Source organism: Shewanella sp. 10N.286.45.A1 (assembly GCF_041470405.1).
Classification (GTDB): Bacteria; Pseudomonadota; Gammaproteobacteria; order Enterobacterales; family Shewanellaceae; genus Shewanella.
Window position 1 is genome coordinate 14,740 of the sequence record NZ_JBFRMK010000206.1, and the last position, 20,399, is coordinate 35,138.

The 20,399-nt window shown below is 44.2% G+C and carries 19 protein-coding genes; 8 read left to right on the forward strand and 11 right to left on the reverse strand.

Annotated features, from left to right (window positions below; genetic code table 11):
* Nucleotides 1-581: 581 nt before the first annotated feature.
* Entirely contained in the window at nucleotides 582-1,730 is a 1,149-nt protein-coding gene (locus AB4238_RS15280; RefSeq protein ID WP_372034198.1) for a putative sulfate/molybdate transporter, read from the forward strand.
* A gap of 92 nt (nucleotides 1,731-1,822) precedes the next feature.
* On the opposite strand, the gene AB4238_RS15285 is transcribed toward AB4238_RS15280, so the two are convergent.
* A complete protein-coding gene (locus tag AB4238_RS15285; protein ID WP_372034199.1) occupies nucleotides 1,823-2,917 on the reverse strand; it encodes an alkene reductase in 1,095 nt (364 codons plus the stop codon).
* Nucleotides 2,914-3,315, reverse strand: a complete 402-nt coding sequence (locus AB4238_RS15290) for a hypothetical protein (protein WP_372034200.1) — start codon at nucleotides 3,313-3,315, stop codon at nucleotides 2,914-2,916. Before AB4238_RS15290 ends, AB4238_RS15285 begins: the two co-directional genes overlap by 4 nt.
* Before the next feature lie 102 nt (nucleotides 3,316-3,417).
* Between AB4238_RS15290 and AB4238_RS15295 the strand changes: the two genes are divergently transcribed.
* Nucleotides 3,418-4,332 carry a LysR family transcriptional regulator gene (locus AB4238_RS15295; protein WP_372034201.1) on the forward strand — a complete coding sequence of 305 codons (915 nt, stop codon included), beginning with the start codon at nucleotides 3,418-3,420 and terminating at the stop codon, nucleotides 4,330-4,332.
* A 17-nt stretch (nucleotides 4,333-4,349) separates the two neighbouring features.
* Here the strand turns inward: AB4238_RS15295 and AB4238_RS15300 are convergent, their stop codons facing one another.
* Both AB4238_RS15300 and AB4238_RS15305 read right to left on the reverse strand, forming a co-directional pair.
* Complete coding sequence (locus AB4238_RS15300; protein WP_372034202.1) at nucleotides 4,350-4,562, reverse strand: DUF3955 domain-containing protein; 213 nt, start codon at nucleotides 4,560-4,562, stop codon at nucleotides 4,350-4,352.
* A gap of 2 nt (nucleotides 4,563-4,564) precedes the next feature.
* Complete coding sequence (locus AB4238_RS15305; RefSeq protein ID WP_372034203.1) at nucleotides 4,565-4,975, reverse strand: cupin domain-containing protein; 411 nt, start codon at nucleotides 4,973-4,975, stop codon at nucleotides 4,565-4,567.
* Between the two features lie 328 nt (nucleotides 4,976-5,303).
* On the opposite strand from AB4238_RS15305, the gene AB4238_RS15310 reads away from it, so the two are divergent.
* The gene (locus AB4238_RS15310; protein WP_372034204.1) at nucleotides 5,304-7,355 is read left to right on the forward strand and encodes a TonB-dependent receptor; all 2,052 of its coding nucleotides are present in this window, start codon (nucleotides 5,304-5,306) and stop codon (nucleotides 7,353-7,355) included.
* A gap of 81 nt (nucleotides 7,356-7,436) precedes the next feature.
* Here the strand turns inward: AB4238_RS15310 and AB4238_RS15315 are convergent, their stop codons facing one another.
* The 4 genes from AB4238_RS15315 to AB4238_RS15330 form a co-directional block, all read right to left on the reverse strand.
* Nucleotides 7,437-8,414 (reverse strand): diguanylate cyclase, encoded by a 978-nt coding sequence (locus tag AB4238_RS15315; RefSeq protein ID WP_372034205.1) that lies wholly within the window; start codon nucleotides 8,412-8,414, stop codon nucleotides 7,437-7,439.
* 209 nt (nucleotides 8,415-8,623) lie between these two features.
* Complete coding sequence (locus tag AB4238_RS15320) at nucleotides 8,624-9,160, reverse strand: response regulator transcription factor (protein WP_372034206.1); 537 nt, start codon at nucleotides 9,158-9,160, stop codon at nucleotides 8,624-8,626.
* Nucleotides 9,157-10,470 carry an ATP-binding protein gene (locus tag AB4238_RS15325; protein ID WP_372034207.1) on the reverse strand — a complete coding sequence of 438 codons (1,314 nt, stop codon included), beginning with the start codon at nucleotides 10,468-10,470 and terminating at the stop codon, nucleotides 9,157-9,159. The genes AB4238_RS15320 and AB4238_RS15325 overlap by 4 nt, the downstream gene beginning before the upstream one ends.
* 14 nt (nucleotides 10,471-10,484) lie before the next feature.
* Complete coding sequence (locus AB4238_RS15330; RefSeq protein WP_372034208.1) at nucleotides 10,485-11,396, reverse strand: dTDP-4-dehydrorhamnose reductase family protein; 912 nt, start codon at nucleotides 11,394-11,396, stop codon at nucleotides 10,485-10,487.
* 102 nt (nucleotides 11,397-11,498) lie between these two features.
* On the opposite strand from AB4238_RS15330, the gene AB4238_RS15335 reads away from it, so the two are divergent.
* A complete protein-coding gene (locus tag AB4238_RS15335) occupies nucleotides 11,499-13,418 on the forward strand; it encodes an alkaline phosphatase D family protein (RefSeq protein WP_372034209.1) in 1,920 nt (639 codons plus the stop codon).
* Here the strand turns inward: AB4238_RS15335 and AB4238_RS15340 are convergent.
* The 3 genes from AB4238_RS15340 to AB4238_RS15350 form a co-directional block, all read right to left on the reverse strand.
* On the reverse strand, nucleotides 13,415-14,338 hold the full coding sequence (locus tag AB4238_RS15340; RefSeq protein WP_372034210.1) for a pseudouridine synthase: 924 nt from the start codon (nucleotides 14,336-14,338) through the stop codon (nucleotides 13,415-13,417). The two genes, AB4238_RS15335 and AB4238_RS15340, sit on opposite strands and share 4 nt — an antisense overlap.
* Before the next feature lie 57 nt (nucleotides 14,339-14,395).
* Nucleotides 14,396-14,986, reverse strand: coding sequence for an LON peptidase substrate-binding domain-containing protein (locus AB4238_RS15345; protein WP_372034211.1), 591 nt, complete (start codon nucleotides 14,984-14,986; stop codon nucleotides 14,396-14,398).
* A gap of 159 nt (nucleotides 14,987-15,145) precedes the next feature.
* Nucleotides 15,146-16,201, reverse strand: a complete 1,056-nt coding sequence (locus AB4238_RS15350) for an alpha/beta hydrolase (RefSeq protein WP_372034212.1) — start codon at nucleotides 16,199-16,201, stop codon at nucleotides 15,146-15,148.
* Between the two features lie 87 nt (nucleotides 16,202-16,288).
* Between AB4238_RS15350 and AB4238_RS15355 the strand changes: the two genes are divergently transcribed.
* From AB4238_RS15355 to AB4238_RS15370, 4 genes are all read left to right on the forward strand, one after another.
* Complete coding sequence (locus tag AB4238_RS15355; protein WP_372034213.1) at nucleotides 16,289-16,717, forward strand: hypothetical protein; 429 nt, start codon at nucleotides 16,289-16,291, stop codon at nucleotides 16,715-16,717.
* A gap of 85 nt (nucleotides 16,718-16,802) precedes the next feature.
* Nucleotides 16,803-17,264 carry a YhcH/YjgK/YiaL family protein gene (locus tag AB4238_RS15360; protein ID WP_372034214.1) on the forward strand — a complete coding sequence of 154 codons (462 nt, stop codon included), beginning with the start codon at nucleotides 16,803-16,805 and terminating at the stop codon, nucleotides 17,262-17,264.
* Between the two features lie 22 nt (nucleotides 17,265-17,286).
* Nucleotides 17,287-17,820, forward strand: a complete 534-nt coding sequence (locus AB4238_RS15365; RefSeq protein ID WP_372034215.1) for a protein tyrosine phosphatase family protein — start codon at nucleotides 17,287-17,289, stop codon at nucleotides 17,818-17,820.
* Nucleotides 17,821-18,087: 267 nt separating this feature from the next.
* Complete coding sequence (locus AB4238_RS15370) at nucleotides 18,088-20,373, forward strand: aminotransferase class V-fold PLP-dependent enzyme (RefSeq protein WP_372034216.1); 2,286 nt, start codon at nucleotides 18,088-18,090, stop codon at nucleotides 20,371-20,373.
* Nucleotides 20,374-20,399: the final 26 nt, after the last annotated feature.

The window sequence follows — 20,399 nt, forward strand, 5'->3', positions numbered from 1 at the left end:
TCCGTCTCAAGGAAGAACCGATTATTGTCGTAAAAGTGTACAAAACGATGAAGTTTATACCATTACGACCAATGGCCAAGATCCACTTGTTGCCAGCCATTTACCCTCTTCAAGATCAAATGAAGTTTGAGACTAGTGTAACCCGTTATTATTCGACATCCGGGTAAACAGCCACGACAACAGAAGATGTTCCCACGGCGGATAGCGAAGCTGCGATTGCAACAGAAACTCGGGATCATCGCGCCTAACAGTTACACTCGATGACGACCTACTGCATCAAGCGTTAAACGATATGCACAATCAACTTTAGCCTAGCTAAAACTGAACCGCGATTAAACCAACAAAGCAGTGATAAATTTCACTGCTTTGTTAAATGAACAGCTAAATTCACGCCATCGACAAGCTATTTTAGCAAGCTTGAATGTTAGACCTAATGACCATAGTTTCTATCGAGATGCGTCAACTTGTCTCACCCAACTAGGAAGATAGCTTACTCAATCGGTTTTTACGGCAAGCTTAGGCTGCAATTTCTGGCATTAAACTTGCGATACATAGAGGGTATTTTTCCCACGGCAAGCTATATGACATGTAAGACCAACCGATTTGATAGTGTAAACCAATATTCAGGAGAGTTTAGTGGCGCCTTCGCCGATTTAGGCACCTTTCTACCTTTAGCGCTTGGGCTTATCGCCCTCAACCATTTCTCCCCACAGGGGATTTTCATGGGCTTTGGTTTGTTTGCGCTGTTTACCGCATTTTTCTATCGTCGCCCTATTCCAGTTCAGCCAATGAAGGTCATTACTGCACTCGTAATTGCACAGGGGTTAACCCCTGGCATGTTACAAGCTAGCGGTATGATGATGGGCATAATCTTGCTCATACTGGCATACAGCGGCGCCATTAAATGGATGGCAAAACAACTTTCTCCCGCTATCAGTATTGGTATTCAACTCGCCATTGGAATTCAACTGATATGGATGGGCGGTCAAATGATGAGCCAAACTTGGCTTATTGGGCTTATCGCCTTTGCCCTACTATTTGGCAGTAAGTTTTTGCCTCTGCGATATTTAGCTATGCCTTTAGTGATTACCTTGGGCATTGTATGGCAGCTCAATAGTGGCACGGCACCGAGCTTTAACCTATCGAGTTATAGCGCTTGGCAGTTTAGCTGGCCAAGTATGGATGAATGGAGCTCTGCAGCAGGTTTACTTGTGTTGCCTCAGCTAGCGCTCACGTTAACCAATGCAGTGATCGCCACCTCTGCAATGGCTAAAGATAAATTCCCACAGGATGCGAAAGAAAAGTTTGCACCTGAGCGCTTCGCCACCAGCTCAGGCTGGGCAAACTTATTACTCGCACCTTTTGGTGCAACCGCGATGTGTCATGGCGCTGGTGGTCTTGCAGTGCAGTATCACTTTGGCGCCCGCACTTGGTTAGCGCCAACTATCTTTGGAACCAGCTGTTTACTCATTGCTGTGTTTTGGGGGCAAGGCATTGCCAGTATATTATCGCTAATCCCATTGGCAGTTTTGGGCAGCTTGCTCGCGATTGCAGGTACCCAACTAGCATGGTCAAAACGTTTTATTGATGGCAAACCTTTCTGTATTTTTGTGATCCTATCAACTGCTGCTATCTGCCTGATTGTGAATACCGCTGCAGGCCTTGCCGTAGGAGTGTTACTAGAGATGGGTAGGCGCCAATGGCACCTTTATTCTGATTTAAGACATTGAGAGTTATGCCACTCAATGTAAAAAGGACGCCTAGGCGTCCTTTTTACCCTTTAGCCTCAGGTTATAACCGACAATAACGTCTCATTGTTGCCTTAACCTGAAAAAACAGGGTAATCAATATAGCCTTCTGCTCCGCCACCAAACAGTGGGCCTTTATCGAAGTTGGCTAGTGGCAGTTCATGCTGCAATCGATAAGGCAGATCGGGGTTGGCTATGAAAGATCGACCAAAGGCAACGAGGTCGGCATAACCTTTGTCAATAACAGCACTGGCACGCTCAACATCATAACGCCCAGCAACAATAATGGTGCCACTGAACACCTGTCTTAATTTAATGCGAAAACCCTCAGGGATCTGTGGTGCATCATCCCAGTCAGCTTCCGAAAGGTGAATATAAGCAATGCCCTGCTGGCCTAGATATTCTGCCGCTAGCAGAATGGTATCGACTATCTCAGGGCAAGCCATATCTTTAAAGGTCACAAATGGCGCGAGTCTTACACCTATTTTATTTGCGCCTATTTTGCGACTTACCGCGGTGACAATATCCAGTAAAAACTGAATGCGTTTTAGCGGTGAACCACCATATTCATCTGTTCTATGGTTGGAGTTGGTACGTAAAAATTGATCAACCAAATAACCATTGCCACCGTGGATCTCAACCCCGTCAAAACCTGCATCTATTGAATTTTTGGCCGCTTGGGCAAAGTCAACCACCACCCGATCGATATCGACTTGCTCCATCTCTCTCGGCGTGGGGCAATCTACCATCTGTCCGTCAGGATGTGTTTCATCCACTACCCAAACTTGAGTATCAGTGGGCTTAATTGCTGATGGCGCCATAGGTGCAGAACCAGCTTGAAACACCGGGTGAGACACACGACCAACATGCCAAAGCTGGTTAAATATTGTGCCGCCAGCATTGTGCACTGCAGCCGTTACTTTCTGCCAACCTGCTATTTGCGCAGGAGTATATACGCCCGGAGTAAATGAATAGCCTTGGCTATCATCGGAGATCTGTGTCGCCTCGCTAATAATTAAGCCCGTTGATGCTCTTTGAGCATAGTAAGTGGCCATCATCTCATTAGGGATATTACCCGGTTGGCTGGTTCTTGAACGCGTCATGGGCGCCATTACCATACGATTAGTGAGTGATAATTGTGGTTTTAGATAAGGGGTAAAAAGGCTCATGCTAGCTCCTGGTGTTGGCTAAAAACGTCGAAATTCTGCTGACTTGAAGTGTCCGTAGTGATCAGCTCAAATATCACCTCATCAGCACGGATGAAAACCTGAATAACCTTGCTATCAGGTACCTGCCGAGCATTGTATTTGATGCCACTGCGCTGTAACTTTTGAGTTAGTACTTCTAAGCTCATGTCGGTATCGAAAGCGACATGACCAATGCTGCACTGGGGCACGTCAGATTCAATAATATGGATTAAAGCTTCATCACCTTGATATAACCATTGTCCCTTGAAGGGAAACCTCGGGCGACTACCATCGGTCAATCCCATTACTTCAGTTAGCAAAGTGATAGCATCGCTATTATGAGTGGTGAGCAAATTAAGATGATTAAATGTGATTGCCACGATCAGATATCTCAAGATTCAAATGATGCTAAACAGTTTAGAACTGTTAACTAATTTTGATAATTGGGCTAATATTAAAATCATTTTCAAAAAATATTTGATATGTATCATCTTAACGATCTTAAGCTAGCCATTCGCGTTGCTGATCTTCATAGCGTTTCAGCAGCAGGGCGTGAACTTGCCATGACTCCCGCTGCCGCGAGTGCCGCACTGCAGCGTTTAGAAAAGAAATTAGATTGCGTGCTATTCGCTCGCTCCACCCGAAAAATGACACTGACTGAAGAGGGACAGCTTTTTATAGAGTCAGGCCGTAAGGCTATTCAACTGCTTGAGGGAGCTAATAATGCATTAGCTGATAACCGTGGAGAATTAAAAGGGGAGTTGAAGATTTCACTGCCATCTGATCTGGGCCGGAATATTGTGCGTGAATGGCTCGATGAATTTTGTAATTTGGCACCACAGTTAAAAATTACTCTGCTATTTGCTGATCAAATGACAGATCTTATTGGCCAGAATGTTCATTTAGCATTGCGTTATGGTCACTTAGAGGACTCCAACTTAATGCGTCGTCAACTGGCGATGATGCCAAGAGTCGCGGTTGCTTCTCCTGAGTATTTGAAAACGCATGGCCAGCCAACTCATCCAAGAGAGTTGCCGCAACACCAAGTACTGGTACTCAATAGAGGGGTTGAACCGTGGCAGAAATGGCGCTTTAGTCATAAGAGTAAACAGTATGAAGTTGCGGTTACTGCCGATAAAAGTTGTAACGATGGCGCAGTAATAAAAGACTGGGCCCTAGCAGGCCAAGGCATTGCTTATAAGAGTTGGTTTGATGTCGCCAAAGAGGTCCATCAAGGCGAACTGGTGGTGCTGTTTGCCGATCAACTCGCAGAACCTATCCCACTGCAACTGGTGTATCTACAATCAGATTACCCTAGCCATAAAGCCCGCAGTGCTATCGACTTCCTCAAACAAAAGTCACAAAGTTACCTAGCGCAGTACCCTTGCCCTAGCTAAGCACGCTTAATCAAAGACTATCTTTTTAAGATGTCACGCCGAAACAAGGTTACTGCCGCAGAAAAGATAGCCGAAAACAGACAAAGCCATGCTAATGGGATTAATCCAAATGGTTCATTCAGCATGCCATTGCTATCAATTGTTATACCGATAACTTGATAACTAATCGATGCCAATAGTGCTAAAGCTAGCAGCAAAATAGATAGCCGAAACTGTTGCAACAGACTCATGGTTAATCCTTGTGTTCATGATCCAATATGGTCACTTTCTCACCCTGTTCAGCCAGATAAAAAACTACTATTTTGGCGGGTTCGGTACTGATATTTTGCCCGGTATGAGAGGTATTGACCAGTTCAATAAGTGTATCTCCCGCTTTGAGATGTAACTTTTTGCCTTCGCGAGTTTGTACTACTAGCTCGCCGCTTAATAAAATCCCGGCATTTATAACCGGGTGTTGATGCCAAGGTAGCTTTTCACCCGGCGCAATGATGATCTCTTTGATTGTGACTTCCGGCTGAGTTAACGCATAAGCGGGCAGCTTATTGCCATTCCATGATTGAGTCGATTTAATCAAATCTTTAGAGGTAGCAGCACTGGCTGAGGTCGCAGCAAACATTAATCCCAATACAACTTGTTTCAACATGCTAAATATCCCTTTAATTTATATCCATATACGCTTTTTTGAACTAACTAAGCGAAGCACTAGAAGCAGCGACATTAGCAAAACTATTTAGAAAGCTGACTTTGTCGCTCTGCACATTAACTAGCATACCTAGATTCACTATGGGAGCAACTCAGCTCTCATCCAAATTAATTCAATTTACTCACCAACAAAACAACTTTTGTACTAAGTAAAACATAGCGACTCTCCTTACCTGCGACATGGTGTCGCAGATTACTGATTTAGCTTTGCCAGTGAGAAACCATCCTGACACCATCTGCAACACACAAAACAAAATAACAACATTATTATGAAGTTACATTTATCTTTCGTTTCACTTTCCATCATTTCTTCGTTATTTCCATTACACTCGTTCGCCGATGATGCTGGCTTTGAAGTTATTGAGGTTACGGGACAACATCAAGGCAGTTACAGTGCGGTAACTCCTGAGGCCACAACGCCTCAAACAGATATAAGTGGCTTGCTTAACAATCTTCCAGGTGCGTCAGTCAATGGCAACGGACCACTTACTGGCATCGCTCAATATCGCGGTTTATATGGCGATAGAGTGAATACCCAAGTTAATGGCATGACCCTATCCAGTGCGGGTCCCAATGCCATGGATACCCCACTCAGTTATGCCAGTTTAATTCTAACCGAACGTTTAGAGATGACCCGCGGCATTGCACCTGTCTCTGCTGGAACTAACACTCTTGGTGGTAGCGTACAGGTAATTGAATCCCAAGCGAGTTTTGATGAAGTCAGCGGCAAAGTCGCAGGCCAATACCAAGGCAATGGCCAGCGAAGCCATGTTGGTGCTAAAGGCAATTTTGCCAACGAACAACATGCTGTCTTGCTCTATGCCGATATGCTCAACGGCAACGACAATGTAAAAACCGGTGGCGATCAAACCATCTCACCCACCACTTATGACAAGAGTATGTTTGGTGGTCAATATCGTTACCACCTCGGTGACGCTAGCAGCAATGACTCCATCGCCATCGGTTATCAGCATTTAGAAACCACTGATGCCGGCACTCCTGCGCTGCCAATGGATATCGACTTTATTAAAACAGATAGAGTCAAGTTTGAGGGCAACCATGACATCAATGATTGGGAGCTGAATTGGCACCTGGCATATAGCGATGCCAGACATGGAATGGATAACTTTAGCGAGCGCATGAAAATGCCAACCATGAATGCCCGCTATAACAATGCAGAAAGCCAGAGCTACGATGCCGCATTTAGTTTCGGTAAAAATAGTTGGCTGTTTGGCTTAGATAGCCAATTGAGTGAACATAACTCAGTGATTAGCGATCCAACAAAACCTATGTTCGAAGTTGATAATTTCAATGCTGTTATCGATAACACTTATAGTGCTTTTGCCCAATGGCAGCAAGATATTAACCAATGGCAATGGGAGTTAGGTGCTCGAGTTAAGCATTATCAAACCGATGCTGATGAAGTAAATCATTCCATGGCAGGCTCTATGCCAGCAATAAAGGTATTAATGGATAGATATAACAATGCCGACAGATCGCAGTCACAAACAGGACTCGATCTGGTCATAAATGGCCGTTATGCACAAACCGAGCAATTGAGCTGGATTGTGGGACTGGCAAGAAAGCAAGATAGCGCCAGTTATCAGCAGCGTTATTTATGGGTGCCGATGCAGTCTACAGGCGGTTTAGCGGATGGACGTACCTATGTAGGCCAAATGGATCTTGATCTAGAAACAGCCTATCAAATTGAACTTGGCAGTGAGTTTCAAACTGATAGTTTTAGCGTTAACCCACGCATCTTTTTCCAACGTATTGATGATTATATTCAAGGTGTTGCAGCGACCGATCCCGCAGTGATTATGGCGGCACAAATGATGGGTGACGACAACCCGATGCAATTTGCTAATGTCGATGCACAGCTCTACGGTATGGACCTCACGGCCAGCTATCAGATCAGTTTAAGCTGGTTAGTCGATATGAATGCCAGCTACGTCAAAGGCGAACGCAGAGATATGGACGACAATCTCTATAGAATAAGCCCACCAAAAGTAAATGTTGGTGTTAATTACCAGCGCAATAATTGGACGGCACGTATAGAAACATTGGCTGTATCAGCACAAAACGATGTCTCCGAATCTCAATTAGAGCAAACCTCGGCGGGCTACGCTTTAGTCAATATTTCTATCGGCTTTGATGCCGATAATTGGCTAGTCAAAGCCGGCGTAGACAATCTGTTTGATACGGAATATGAAGACCATTTAGCCGCTTATAACCGAGTGATGGCAGGCGATCTAGCACCTGGTCAACGCATGCCAGGAACAGGACTAAATGCTTGGCTTACTGGAGAGTATCGCTTTTAAAGTCAAACAGAGTCATTAACAGGGAGCATTCCACTGCGCCCATCTTCACCCCGAGTCGGCTCCTCTGTCTCGGGGATTTTTTTAATCAACCACTTTGCGTTTTCTTTGCAGCATATCTTTATCCGCGATATCCAGAAGTTCGCTAATTGACGCTGAAGGGTTAGCAGCCGTAATACCTACCGAAACAGTAAAAATGGGTAACCTTTCAAGTTGGTGATGTGAACAAAATGCAGCTGCAATTCGATGTTTTACGCTAGCAAGCTCCTCTTTAACGTCATACATCACTAACGCTACAAACTCATCACCACCAACACGACCAACCACGTCTGACTGGCGCACTGACTGAGTTAAAACCATGCCTATTAGGGTGATCACATCATCACCAACACCATGACCATGCTCATCATTTATCGCTTTAAAGTTATCAACATCTAAATATAAAAGCCCAAGTTGGCTCTCTGTTCTTTGAGCTAACTTAATGCGTTGTTCTGCGAGAATATTAAAGCCACGACGATTGTTTACCCCAGAAAGAGGATCGGTGATAGCCAACTTCTGCATTTCGGCATAAGCGCCGATTAAAGACAGATCCGATTCTAAAATATCTCTAAGATGACGAATCAGTTCAAGGTAGGTCGCTTGGTAATCAGTTTCTTTAAAATCCATGACGCAGAAGGTGCCAAACGGCTCACCGCTAGGCCAAAATACTGGAACACCTAAGTAAGATCTAAAACCGTCATTGTGCACTTCGGGGTTACTATCCCAACAACTATCTAGCAGTGCATTAGCCACATACAGTTCTTGACGTGTTTCAACGATACGACGGCAAAAAATATTCACTTCAGGCTCAATAATAATGCCTGCTGGATAGGGATTAGACTCTTGCTCACTGGCGATAGTGATCTGAAAGCCTTTTTGGGTGTATTGCACTAAAAAACTGGCTGGGGCATCAAAAAGCTTGGCAAGTAGATTGACCGTTTTTTGCCATTTATCGATTGAGATAAGCTCATTTGGATCTTCAAGTAAAAAAGAATCAGTGTTAAAAACTGCATTTTTGGTCATAGGCTACTCCACATCCAGATGAGTCATCATAATGATTGTTACTGACTATCTTGCTTCAGCATAGCGATATAGCAATAGGTTTGTCCAATATGAACGCCATTATTAGCATAATTCATTCTTCCCATAAAAATACCCGAACTTTACAGAGTAAAAACCTGTTAAAACCGCCAAACAAAGTATAGAGCAAACAATTGCAGCAGACCAAGAGCTTAACGATGATCCACCACTGGCTTTTTAAGTAATTTTCGCTGCAGTGTGCGCCGATGCATACCTAACTGCCGAGCCGTCGCAGAAACGTTGCCACTATTTGCTGTTAACACTTGCTGAATATGCTCCCACTCAAGCCTTTTGGCGGATAGCGGTTGCTCCAACAAAGCCTCGACAACGGTATCTGCTGGAGTCACAGAAAGCGCATTCAGTAAAGTTTGAGTATCGACAGGTTTTGCTAAGTAGTTATCAGCACCGAGACGAATCGCCTCAACAGCGGTAGCAATACTGGCATAGCCGGTTAATAGCACCATGGTGACGTTAGGCAGTAATTGCCGTAACGGCGATATTAGCTTAAGGCCATTCTCCTGCTCTAATTTCATGTCTAGTAGTACATGAGTAGGTATAAACTGACGGGCTAACAACAGGCCCTGGCTGGCATCATGACATTGCTGACACTCAAACCCTTGCTTTGTCATTCGCCGAGTTAATATTGCCGCTAATGCAACATCATCCTCAATAATAAGTAATCGATTCATGTTATTGCCTCGGTATTTTTCTGCATTGGGAAGCTTACCTCAGCAACTGTGCCTCCTTCAGGAAGGCCGGCCAATAATAATCGCCCACCTAAGCGCTCAAAACTTGCGTGACTTAGCAATAGTGCCATGCCCATACCTTGCTCGCTTTCAATCAACTCCAGCCCTAGCTGAGCATGCATTTTTTTAGGAATACCAACGCCATGGTCTTTCACTAAAATGCACAGTCGCTGGCTTTGATTCGCGATTAACACGGACACACTCACTCGCTCCTCTCCTATCTCAGCCAAACTTGCGCTTGCCGCATTTTCCACTAGTGACATCAATGCAGGCAACAAGCTCGCATCGGTAATAATGCCCATTTGAGAATCAGCGTAAACTCCATCCATTAGCGTTAGCTCTAACTTCACTTGCGGCATCAACAACAGCACTTGCTGCTTTAAGGTATTTAGCAACTGATTAGCGGTAAGCACTGTTCGCTTTTGCTCTCGAATAGACTCTGTTGCTGTGCGCAGTGAATGCAAAGTTTGTTCGCAGCGCAGTAGCGCACTGTCCATCTCGGACAATATGGGCTTAAGGTTGCGATCTTGCGCAGGAGTCTCCTCTATAATCTCATCAACCAGCAAGCGCAAACTCGCCAATGGAGTCGCCAGCTGATGTGCCATTTGAGCCGATGCGGTGCCAAGAGCGAGCAATTTCTCCTGTCGCAACTGGGCTTCTCGCATAAAGCTTAACTCGACATCTTGCTTGCGCATCCGCTGTGCAATGTAGGCCACACTGGTCGTCAGTACCAATGAAGAGATGAGGAAGTTAAACCACATACCCAAATAATGAGAGCTCATGTCCATACCGTGATGCTTCATCTGGCTCTCCGGCACCGAAATAATCATCAAGCTATAGGCGACTGTCGACAGTAATGTCAGTGACCATGGTGCCCATTTCGGCAGCGTGATTGCGGCAATCGCTATCGGCAACAATAACAATGAGATAAACGCATTAGTAGCACCGCCGGTGAAATAGAGCCAGGAGATCCAAAAAACGGTGTCGAGTAGTAACACAATGAACAGACCTGACTCGGTACGGGCAATCGGTTCACGTAACCTAAACGTGAATGCTAAATACATAGCTTCTAGGCACATTCCCCAATACAAAACAGGACTGCTTAACGACAGTCCAAAGGTTTCTGCAGCAAAAAACGTCAGCCCCAGCTTTAATAACAATCCAGCAATACGCAGTAAGGCTAACTGATCCGTGGCACCGAAATTACTATTAAATAAGCTGCTGAAAGGATTCTTTAATTTTGAATTTATCATTAATCACTGTTCTTTTATTTTTTGAGTAGAGCCATTACTGCTGGTGACTGCTGCAGCGCTTTTTCAATTCCAGAATTAAACATTACGTTGCTTTGAATAGATAAACTGGCAAGTCTCTCACAACTTAAGCTGCAATCATGGGGGCGTTTTGCACTATCTGTGGGGCAGGTCACGGGTTTGAGGTGCTCGGTACTTAGATCAAGCAAATCGCCCATGGCTAACAACATCTGATACTTACTCATGGTGCCGCTAGCACTAAAATGATAGTGGCCTGACAAAGGTTCACCAGCTGTTTGTAAGTGAATCATTTGCGCTATCGCGCTAGCGATGTCTGCAGTAGAGGTCGGACTGCGCACAGCCCAATCATCAACAAACTGTTCATTTTCATCAAGCAGCTGCTTGAGCAATACCATCACAGCAGATTCTTGTAACGTTTCTACAGCGCCATAAAGAATAGGCAAACGCAAAACCGCAAAACCTTGCTTAGCCTCTGTGACAATCATTTCGCCTTGCCGCTTAGAGTCACCATAAAAATTCACCGGATTAGTCGCTGAATGTTCATTATAAGGCGGCGTAGTACCGTCAAAAACATAATCGGTGGATATGTATAATAGCCAAGCACCTGACTGACTAGCTGCCTGGGTAAGCGAGCGCGTCGCATCAGCGTTAAGCGCCAACGCGGCGGCAGGATTTTGCTCAGAAATATCAGGACGACGCTCCGCAGCGCAGTGCACAATAACATCCGGTTGATGAGTTTTAATAAAAGCTGTCACTTGCGAAGAATGGGTCAGATCTAATCTGTATATGCCTTGCACTGCGCGACTGTAACCACAGGCCAATACTTCAAAATCAACATGAGCTTCGAGCTCAGCCACCACTGCACGCCCCAATAAACCGGTTGCTCCGGTTACCATCACCTTAACCATGTGTCACTCCTTGAATTAACGCTTGGTTAGCTTAAGGGCTTTTCTTCATCTAAGCACTGGTTTATTGTGGCTATTAATTACTTTTCACTAAAGAACTCTTTAATGTCGCTTGAAAACGCATTGCCACTCATTATTGCAGGCCCCAGTTTGCGCCACTGCGATCAGCAACATTTTACCTTGTGGTTCGTTAGCCGTGAACGATTATCACAGCTGCATTTGGCGATAATCAACGCCGGTTTTGAGCGAAAGCTTAGCAGTGATGAGGTTCACGTAATAAAACTGGGGCAAGGGGCGTATCAATATCTAATCCGCGTTTCACAGCCAGAACTACTACCCAACGACACAGTATTAAGCTATCAACTTGGTAGTGCGCAATATACTGATCTGTTTACTGATGTTGATGAACTGACTTATGCCGATAAAAGTGAGATTGAGTTCATTATTAAGCCGCAAGTCGACAATCTACTTCACGGCTCATGTCGCAATCCGCATCATCATAGCGGTGACGCACTGGTCGCTGCTGATACGCAATTAGCTCAACTAGACACTCCACAACAACGGCCTGCGCTACTGATGCTAAGTGGCGATCAAGTCTATGTTGATGATATCGCGGGTCCTATGCTCTACGCCATAGGGCAAGTCATCACTCTGTTAGGTTTAAATCAAGAGCAGTTTAGCGACTGCAACCTAACCAGTAGTGAGCAGATAAGTTACCAGCCTGCAGCTATGTATCAACGCCATCTGAATCTATTGCCCAAAACTCAATACAAGGCAAAAACAGCCATCAAGCGTTGGTATATTAATCATCCTATATTTACCTCGTCTATCGCTGAAAACCATTTAGTCAGCCTCAATGAACTCATCGCACTTTATCTACTCAGTTGGTCGCCAGAACTGTGGGATCTGATTGATATCCCTAAAGAGGTGAGCGGCCTTAGCAAAGCTAACACTCAGCGCTGGCAGCGAGAATGGACTCATCTACTCGAATTCAAAAGTGGCTTACAACAAGTCAGGCGCTTATTTGCCCACCTGCCGACCTATATGATTTTCGACGATCATGATGTCACTGATGATTGGAATCTCACAGCCAGATGGGAGATGGCAGCTTATAACCACCCTTTATCTAAACGGATCATAGGCAATGCGCTTATCGCCTACACTCTGTTTCAAGGGTTAGGCAATGCGCCAACGAAATTTGATGCTGAAGTGCGTCCACAGTTAGATGCGCTTTTTAACGAGCGAGAAACCTCAACTCAAGACGGCTCAACAGAGAAAAGTACCACTCAAGATCAACTTATCGATGAATTACTCCGTTTTGAAGACTGGCACTACAGCTTACAAACCACTCCTAAAATAATTGTGCTCGATACCCGCACTCGCCGTTGGCGCAGTGAATCCAACCTCGGTAAACCATCAGGCTTAATGGATTGGGAAGCATTGATGGAGTTTCAGGCGGAGCTTGTTAATCAGCCCAATGTGATAATCGTGTCGCCAGCACCAATGTATGGAGTAAAACTGATTGAAACCGTGCAGCGAATGGCGACCTTTTGCGGCGCCTCCCTTCTGGTTGATGCCGAGAACTGGATGGCGCATCCTGGCACAGCTAATACACTGTTAAGTATTTTCCAGCACCGCAAAACACCTGAGCAATTCGTCATTCTATCTGGCGATGTACACTACTCATTTAGCTACGATATTAGTATCCGTTTTAGAGATGCAGGCCCTGCGATTTATCAGATCACCTGTAGTGGTATTAAAAACCAGTTTCCAGAAAAACTACTGCCCTACTTCGACAAATTTAACGGCTGGTTATATGGCCATTTCTCACCGTTAAACTTTTTTACTAAACGCAAACGTATGTCGATCCGTGGCCGTCGCCCTAACGGCGCCCGTAGCCAACGCTTAATGAATAAGAGTGGTATTGGTAGAGTTGAATTGGCCGCTAATGGCGCCCCGACTAAGATTGCGGTGCTGCACGCAGACATGAGTGAAACCGAGTTTTTGCCGCCTAGGCGCAGCTAATCCTGCAACGAAAAACCATCACAATTGATATCAATGTGCTCAGCAGTTAGTGGGTCGGTAAATGCTAGTCTTTTGGCCATCAGCTTTAATGGCTTGTCAAAATCATCGGCTGCTTTATCAAGTAGTTCTGGATAAAGCCTATCATTTAAGATCGGCATACCTAAGCTCATCATATGTAGCCTAAGTTGATGTGTGCGCCCTGTTACAGGCGTTAGTTCGAATAGGCCTAACTCCCCTTTGACCTGCAGCAACGTAATTTCAGAATGGCTATTAGGCTCTCCAATACCAATCTTCATCATAAAACTGGGGTCAGCTTTCACCAGTCGATTTTTCACTGTCCAGCTCATTGGCAGTGCTAAAGCATCAGCCGCTATTTTTGCCATTAGCTCATCAGAAAGCTTAGCAATAGCTTGATAAGTTTTAGTGATATTGCCGGTTTTGAATAGTTGATGATAATCATGCCGCGTATCAGCGTTAAGCGATAGCAACATCAGCCCTGCTGTGGCGCGGTCGAGTCGATGGCTGGCTACGATCTGCTCATTTGCTGTTTTGATCCGCAGCCGATTGACCAAGCACTCATTGACAAAATTACCACTGGGATTAACGGCGAGGAAGTGTGGTTTAAAAGCGATAATGATCTGTTCATTTTGCAGTAATACCTTCTCCTCAAACGGGATCAATGACTCTTGCTGGACTTCACGGTAATAATAGACTCGTGCACGGGGGACAAACTTACTCTCTAAAGTAATTAACTCACCATCGCGCCAATGGACTTTGCCGTTTTCGATACGATCAATCCAAGTCGTTTCTGCAATCGCTTTAAAGTGACTCACGAGAAAGCTCAACACTGTCGGTTTATCGGTAACAGTTTCAGGCAACACAATATAGGAAGCTTGGGCGGCGCGGACAGATTGGCTCATACGATTTGTTACAGTAACCTAAACAGAGCGCTATTTTAGCAAAAGAGAGCCACTTAGCTAATAAGACTTTGCACTTGCATGAGATTTAATAAGTTCCAGCACAAAATTCATAGTTTTATGGCAATTAGGCTGGTTCATTAATCGTAGTTTGTCTTTATTGTATAACGGTAGCACCTCCAACCAACGCTGACTGACCCAGGTTGCATCCTCTAGGTGTATGTCATTTTCGTATAAACCAAATAGGTCGGGATTTACCTCATAAAATTGCTCTAACGCTGCGCTTATCAACTCAAACTCACCGATAATCGGTTCCTGTTGCCAGTTATTACAGGCTAAAGTTCTACTGATCCACACACCGTCACGACGTTGCGCAGCCGACAAAATCTTAACCCGCTGCTTGCCTTCGAGTACAATACCAAGGGAATCGTCATCTAACTGGTTAAAATCAATAATTTCGCATTGTGTTGCCATCTCATAACAAGGCGGATTACAGTTAGCTTTACTGACGCCAAACACCAACGGATAGTGCTGCTTGAGCACTTCAGCTATTATGCTCAAGTAGGCAGGATCGACCACGCGGATCTCTACCCTGCCTTCAGGTAATAGTAAAGTGTCGTGCGTTAATAACGCCATCTCTTCTGTCCGCATAATAACCTCCAAAATAGGTAGGTCAGACCATCTTTTTGACGATCGTCAATAAAGCTAAAGTGTAGCAGCTGGTTAAATTTCAGCCACAAGGCTTTTTACTAACCTGTTCGCTTATTAGACAGCCTTTTATCCGGATTTATTACAGTTTGGCGCAGAAATCTACAGCAACTCTATATGCTCAACTATAGATTGCTTAGCGATAACATCTGCTAAATCATCCGCTAATACCTGACTCATCGCCGCCGCTTGACGCCAATACTTAATTCTAGAGTCGCTATCAAAATGTGAGAAATCATTACGATCGGGTAATTTTGCGTAGGGTAAACTTGCTAAGTAAGCATCTGTTGGTGCCAAGATAAGCGCATTATCGTAATTACGCTTTGCATCTCGGCGACGTAATGACTTATCGAACCAGCCTGGTGACATTCGAGGAAAAAAGTGAGGGTAAAGCGTCAGCCCTTTCGGCTTATTAAGCGGCAGGTCAAAATGATAGTCAGTAATGCCACCATCATAATAATGGCCATGAGGCGCACCGTTTATCTTGGTGACAGGAGCTAATACCCAAGGGATAGAACCTGTCGCCAATAAGACTTGATGAAGGTTGTCTTTCGACAGTCCACAAAATTGGCTAGGTAGATCGCTAAGGTTAGCAAAAGGAGATTGTGACGACTCAACCCCAAATACGTAACGCTCAAAATGCCAAGCTAACGATTTACGACTGACAAAGTTAGTGGCTGCAGCAGTTGCAAGTCCAGCAGCAAGCGAAGCTTTACTCGCAACACGGTTTAAATGACGGCCACGACAAGCAATATAGTGACTATTAATAAAAGGGTTGGAGACTATCTCCATGGCACCTTGACTACCCAATAAACCTGCAAGGATCCCTTTTACTTGCTCAGACACCTCAACCGCAGTGGGTTTAGTGTCATAACGTTGACCGATATACAGATCTTCTAGCCGTTGGTAGGCCGCCAACGGATTGTTTTGCGCTAAACAGGCTAACCGCCAAGCACCAGATGAAGCCCCTAAGGTATGCAAGGGTTGGCGATGTGACTTAAAAAATTCTCCAAAGAGATACTTATCGAGCCCCGCTATCCCAATCCATTTAGGCCCACCAGATGCTGCTAACAATTGGCTAAATAACTCAGATTTAAAACCATTTTCACTCAATGTTCTAAAGGCCTTTGGACCCGCTATAAATCGTAGAGAAGACACACTCACCTCAATAAACAATAATTAACTTTTGCTTTACATAATCAGTACCGTAAACTTGATGCTTAATGGAAGCAACAAGGAAGTGTTATGGAAAATACGACGGTTATTAAACCCTTTCAAAAAGCAGGCTATGTAGCTATTGCTATAGTCATCACTTTTATGACAATTCTATTACGCAATAACAATGAGATTTGGGATTACTTAATACTCGTTAACCTAGCTCTCTCCACTATCTGGTTCATCCATCTGCTATGGACTCAACGCATTATATTTGCTGCAGCTGAAGTCACTTTTATCAAAATGATGGTCAAATCTGATACCACAATGCCACAAACCTTAACGTTAAATTATCACGATATCGATTCAGTGCGCTTGCTAGGCGATCACCTATTTATCCACTCAAGCAGTGGCAAAATCAACTTCCCATTAAAACCTAAGTCGTCAATGGCTGCCAAGCTAAAACAGGCTTTTGAATCTAAAGGGATCGAGTTTGAAGTGAACTCCTGTATCGCCTAACCGCTATTAGCGCTAAACTTCCCTTTATTGAAGTCTTAAGCTCAGTTAAATAGCTGAGTTAAGCGACCCTATTAACGAGAAGATTATGATTGTAGATACCTTAGCCAACCGCGATTTATACAGCCACATAAGCCCACGTATCGCTCAGGCACTAAACCATCTCGCTACAACCGATTTCAGCCAGCTTGAAGTTGGCAGTTACCAGCTTGATGACAAGAACTTATTTGTTATCGTCAATGATTATGAAACTAAGCCTAGAGAAGTAGAGCCTTTCGAAGTCCACCAGCAATATATTGATGTGCAATTCGTTGTCAGCGGTGAAGAGGAGTTTGGTTACCTGCCTTTAGCAGATCAAACGCCATCAAAGCCTTATTTTGCCAAGCATGATTACGCTGAATATGACTATCAATCAAATAAAGACCTAGCGGCATTTATTCCTTTTAAAGCAGGTATGTTTGCACTGTTTTTTCCACAAGACATGCATATGCCAGGCACCAGTGCTACGCCGAAACAAGTGCGTAAAGTGGTTATAAAAGTTAAAATTTAGCATCAAAACAAGAGCTAATAACATGAGATTAATGATTATACTGGCAAGCTTATTTAGCAGTATTGCTATTGCAGCGATATCACCCGAGAAGCTGCAACAAGTAAAAGCGTTACAGCTTAATGATGGCAGTATCATCACTGCAGGCTTACCAAGCGAGTCGCAGTTCCCACTGTTACAACAAGCGGGTGTTGAATTGGTTATCAATCTTATCCCGGTTGGTAACCCAAATGGCCATGATGATGAAGCCGATTTAGTCGCCAACGCGGGTATGCAATACCAACAAATAGATGTCGATTGGCAGCAACCTACAACCGCCAATGTTGAACAATTTTTTGCCATTATGGATGCCAATGAAGGCAAGAACATTTTAATCCACTGCGCTGCCAATTATCGAGCATCTGCCTTTTATTACCTTTATGAGCTAAAAAGGGGTAAAGCGGATAATCTAGATTTCAAACAGCAAACAATGCAGCCGTGGGGCGACCTTTCTGAAAGCTTAGCCGAGTACCCGCAATGGAATACACTGATTGAAACAGTAAAAGCAGAGTTAAAATAAGTTTAACTTTGAAGCAATTAAAGCGCCTTTATGGCGCTTTTTTTAGTTCTAACATATCTAAATCCGCTCCTCTTTTTAGCTAAAAAGTAGCAATATAAACGACTGGTAAATAGCATCTCACCAAAGAATATTCTGTTATCCCTCCCAAGAAAATGTGATCTTGATCATTACTCGCAACCTGCTAATATAGCCTCAAGATATTAGTTATAGCCAAAAGTAATAAGCAGTTTTGGGCTTTAGAATAATAAAAATTAAGAGCTAAATACTATGAAAAACACCACTGACTTAACCCAAATTTACCTTGATGCAAATGCCACAACGCCTGTACTACCTCAAGCGGCGAGCGCAGCATTGTCTGCAATGGAAAACCTATTCGGCAATCCAAGTAGTAGCCACATTACCGGGCTAAAAGCCAAAAACCTGATGGAGCAAACTCGTTTAAGAGCACAAACTTTACTTGGCAGCGGTAGTGGTAAACTCATCTTCACTAGTGGTGCAACAGAGGGAATTCAAACCTCCATATTGTCTGCGTTAATCGCCGCAAAAAGCAGTATGTCGGTTAATAAAAGCTACTCGGTGCTTTATGGGGCAACGGAACATAAAGCCGTACCTGAGTCGTTAAAACATTGGCTTAATGTACTTGATGTAAGAGCTGAAGTTACCGCTATTCCGGTAGATAGGTTTGGCTTGCTGGATCATGATTTCATTACCCAACATGCACCTAACGCCTTAATGATCTGTACCATGGCAGTTAATAATGAAACCGGTGTGTATCAAGATCTTTGTGCGCTAGAAAATACTATTCGCCATGCAAATCCTGACATATTTTGGATGGTTGATTGTGTGCAAGCGCTTGGTAAAACCGAGTTAGATTTAAAAAGCACGACCATTGATTACGCTCCCTTTAGCGGACATAAACTATACGCCCCCAAAGGCATAGGTTTTGTTTATATCAGAGATTCAGCGCCATTTACGCCATTTATTGCAGGTGGTGGCCAAGAAAGCGGATTGCGTTCTGGCACTGAGAATCTACCAGGCATGGCTGCACTGAATGTGATTTTTGAGATGTTACTCAACACAGAATCATCGCCATTTTCAAATAGTGCTCAATTGACTCATTACCGGCAGCAGATCGCTACAACCTTAACGGAGTGCTTTGGTGACGTCGTATTTAACAATAGCTTTGAACATAGCGTTGCGACAACAATCAATTTCGCGGTACCGGGCTTTAGTAGCAAAGAAATTATGGATCTGTTTGATGCAGCAAACATTCGCGTCAGTTCTGGCTCTGCTTGCAGCTCTAAAGTGACCCGCAGTTTTGTACTCAACGCTATGGGACTACCCGCTTGGCAAAGTGAAGCTGCTATTCGTATGTCTTTTGGACCTGCAATCACTCAAGCAGAAGTCGATAGCGCCTGCGCACGTATAAGAACCGCTTCACAAGCACTAACACAAAGCTGCATGATTTTAGATGATACTAGCGATATTTCTGACAGAAGCGATTTAGATGGCTTGCTTCAGCTGCGATCTGGCGCAAGCTGTACTTGGGTATTCGTGGATTCCTCTAGCAAACAAGCACTCATTGTTGACCCGCTACCAGAATTACAACACAGGCTTGAAACGCTACTTGAATGCCAGAAATTAACACTGGTAGCCGCCATCGATACCCATGGTCACGCCGATCATATCTCTGGACGTGAAGCTTTAGCAGCACGCTTTTTAGCTGAGCAGAAGTCTGATGCTTTAGGTTGGCCAATGACCGAAGCACACATAGAGCATCTAGGACAACAACTGCAAACTATAGCCATTGGTTCAAAACAATTACTCAGACTACCAACACCCGGTCATACCAGCGATAGTATCAGCCTGCTGCTATGCGAAGCGCCAGTATCCGCCAGCCAACTAGCACAGCAAACACAATATGCTTTTTGTGGTGATACTATTTTGATGGGTAGCCTAGGTCGAACCAACTTCGATTCTAGCTCTAGCCAAGCGCTATTTAATAGTCTGAAATTAATCAGAGACAGTATAAGTAACACCACGTTGATCTGTGCTAGCCACGATTATAATAATGAGTTCACTACTAGCCTTAATGCTGAGGTTAGCCGCAATGAATTACTTAAAGCCGTTATAAACAATCAAATATCGGTGGATGTTTTCCAGCAACATAAAGCACATCTTGATACCCACCTAAATGATGAAGTCGGTACAGAGATAATGTGCGGAGCAATCATCGGAAACTGCGACAGATCCAACATCAAAGAGTATGACGCTATCAGCTTAGCAGCAGCAATGAAGCAAGATGAGAATGTCTGTATTATTGATATCCGTGAACCCCACGAGTATGCGCTGAACCACTCCACGCAATCGAGTCAGAATGTACCACTTACTCGCTTAGTGCAGTTTATCCAAGAGCATCAGAACCAAAAGCATAAGCAATGGGTGTTAGTTTGTCGTAGCGGCAGTCGCTCTATGATTGCAGCTCAAGCAATGCACCGACTTGGGTTTGAACACGTTTCTCACCTTAAAGGCGGCTATGCATTAAGTTCATAGACTGTAGATATACCCGTTCTACTTGA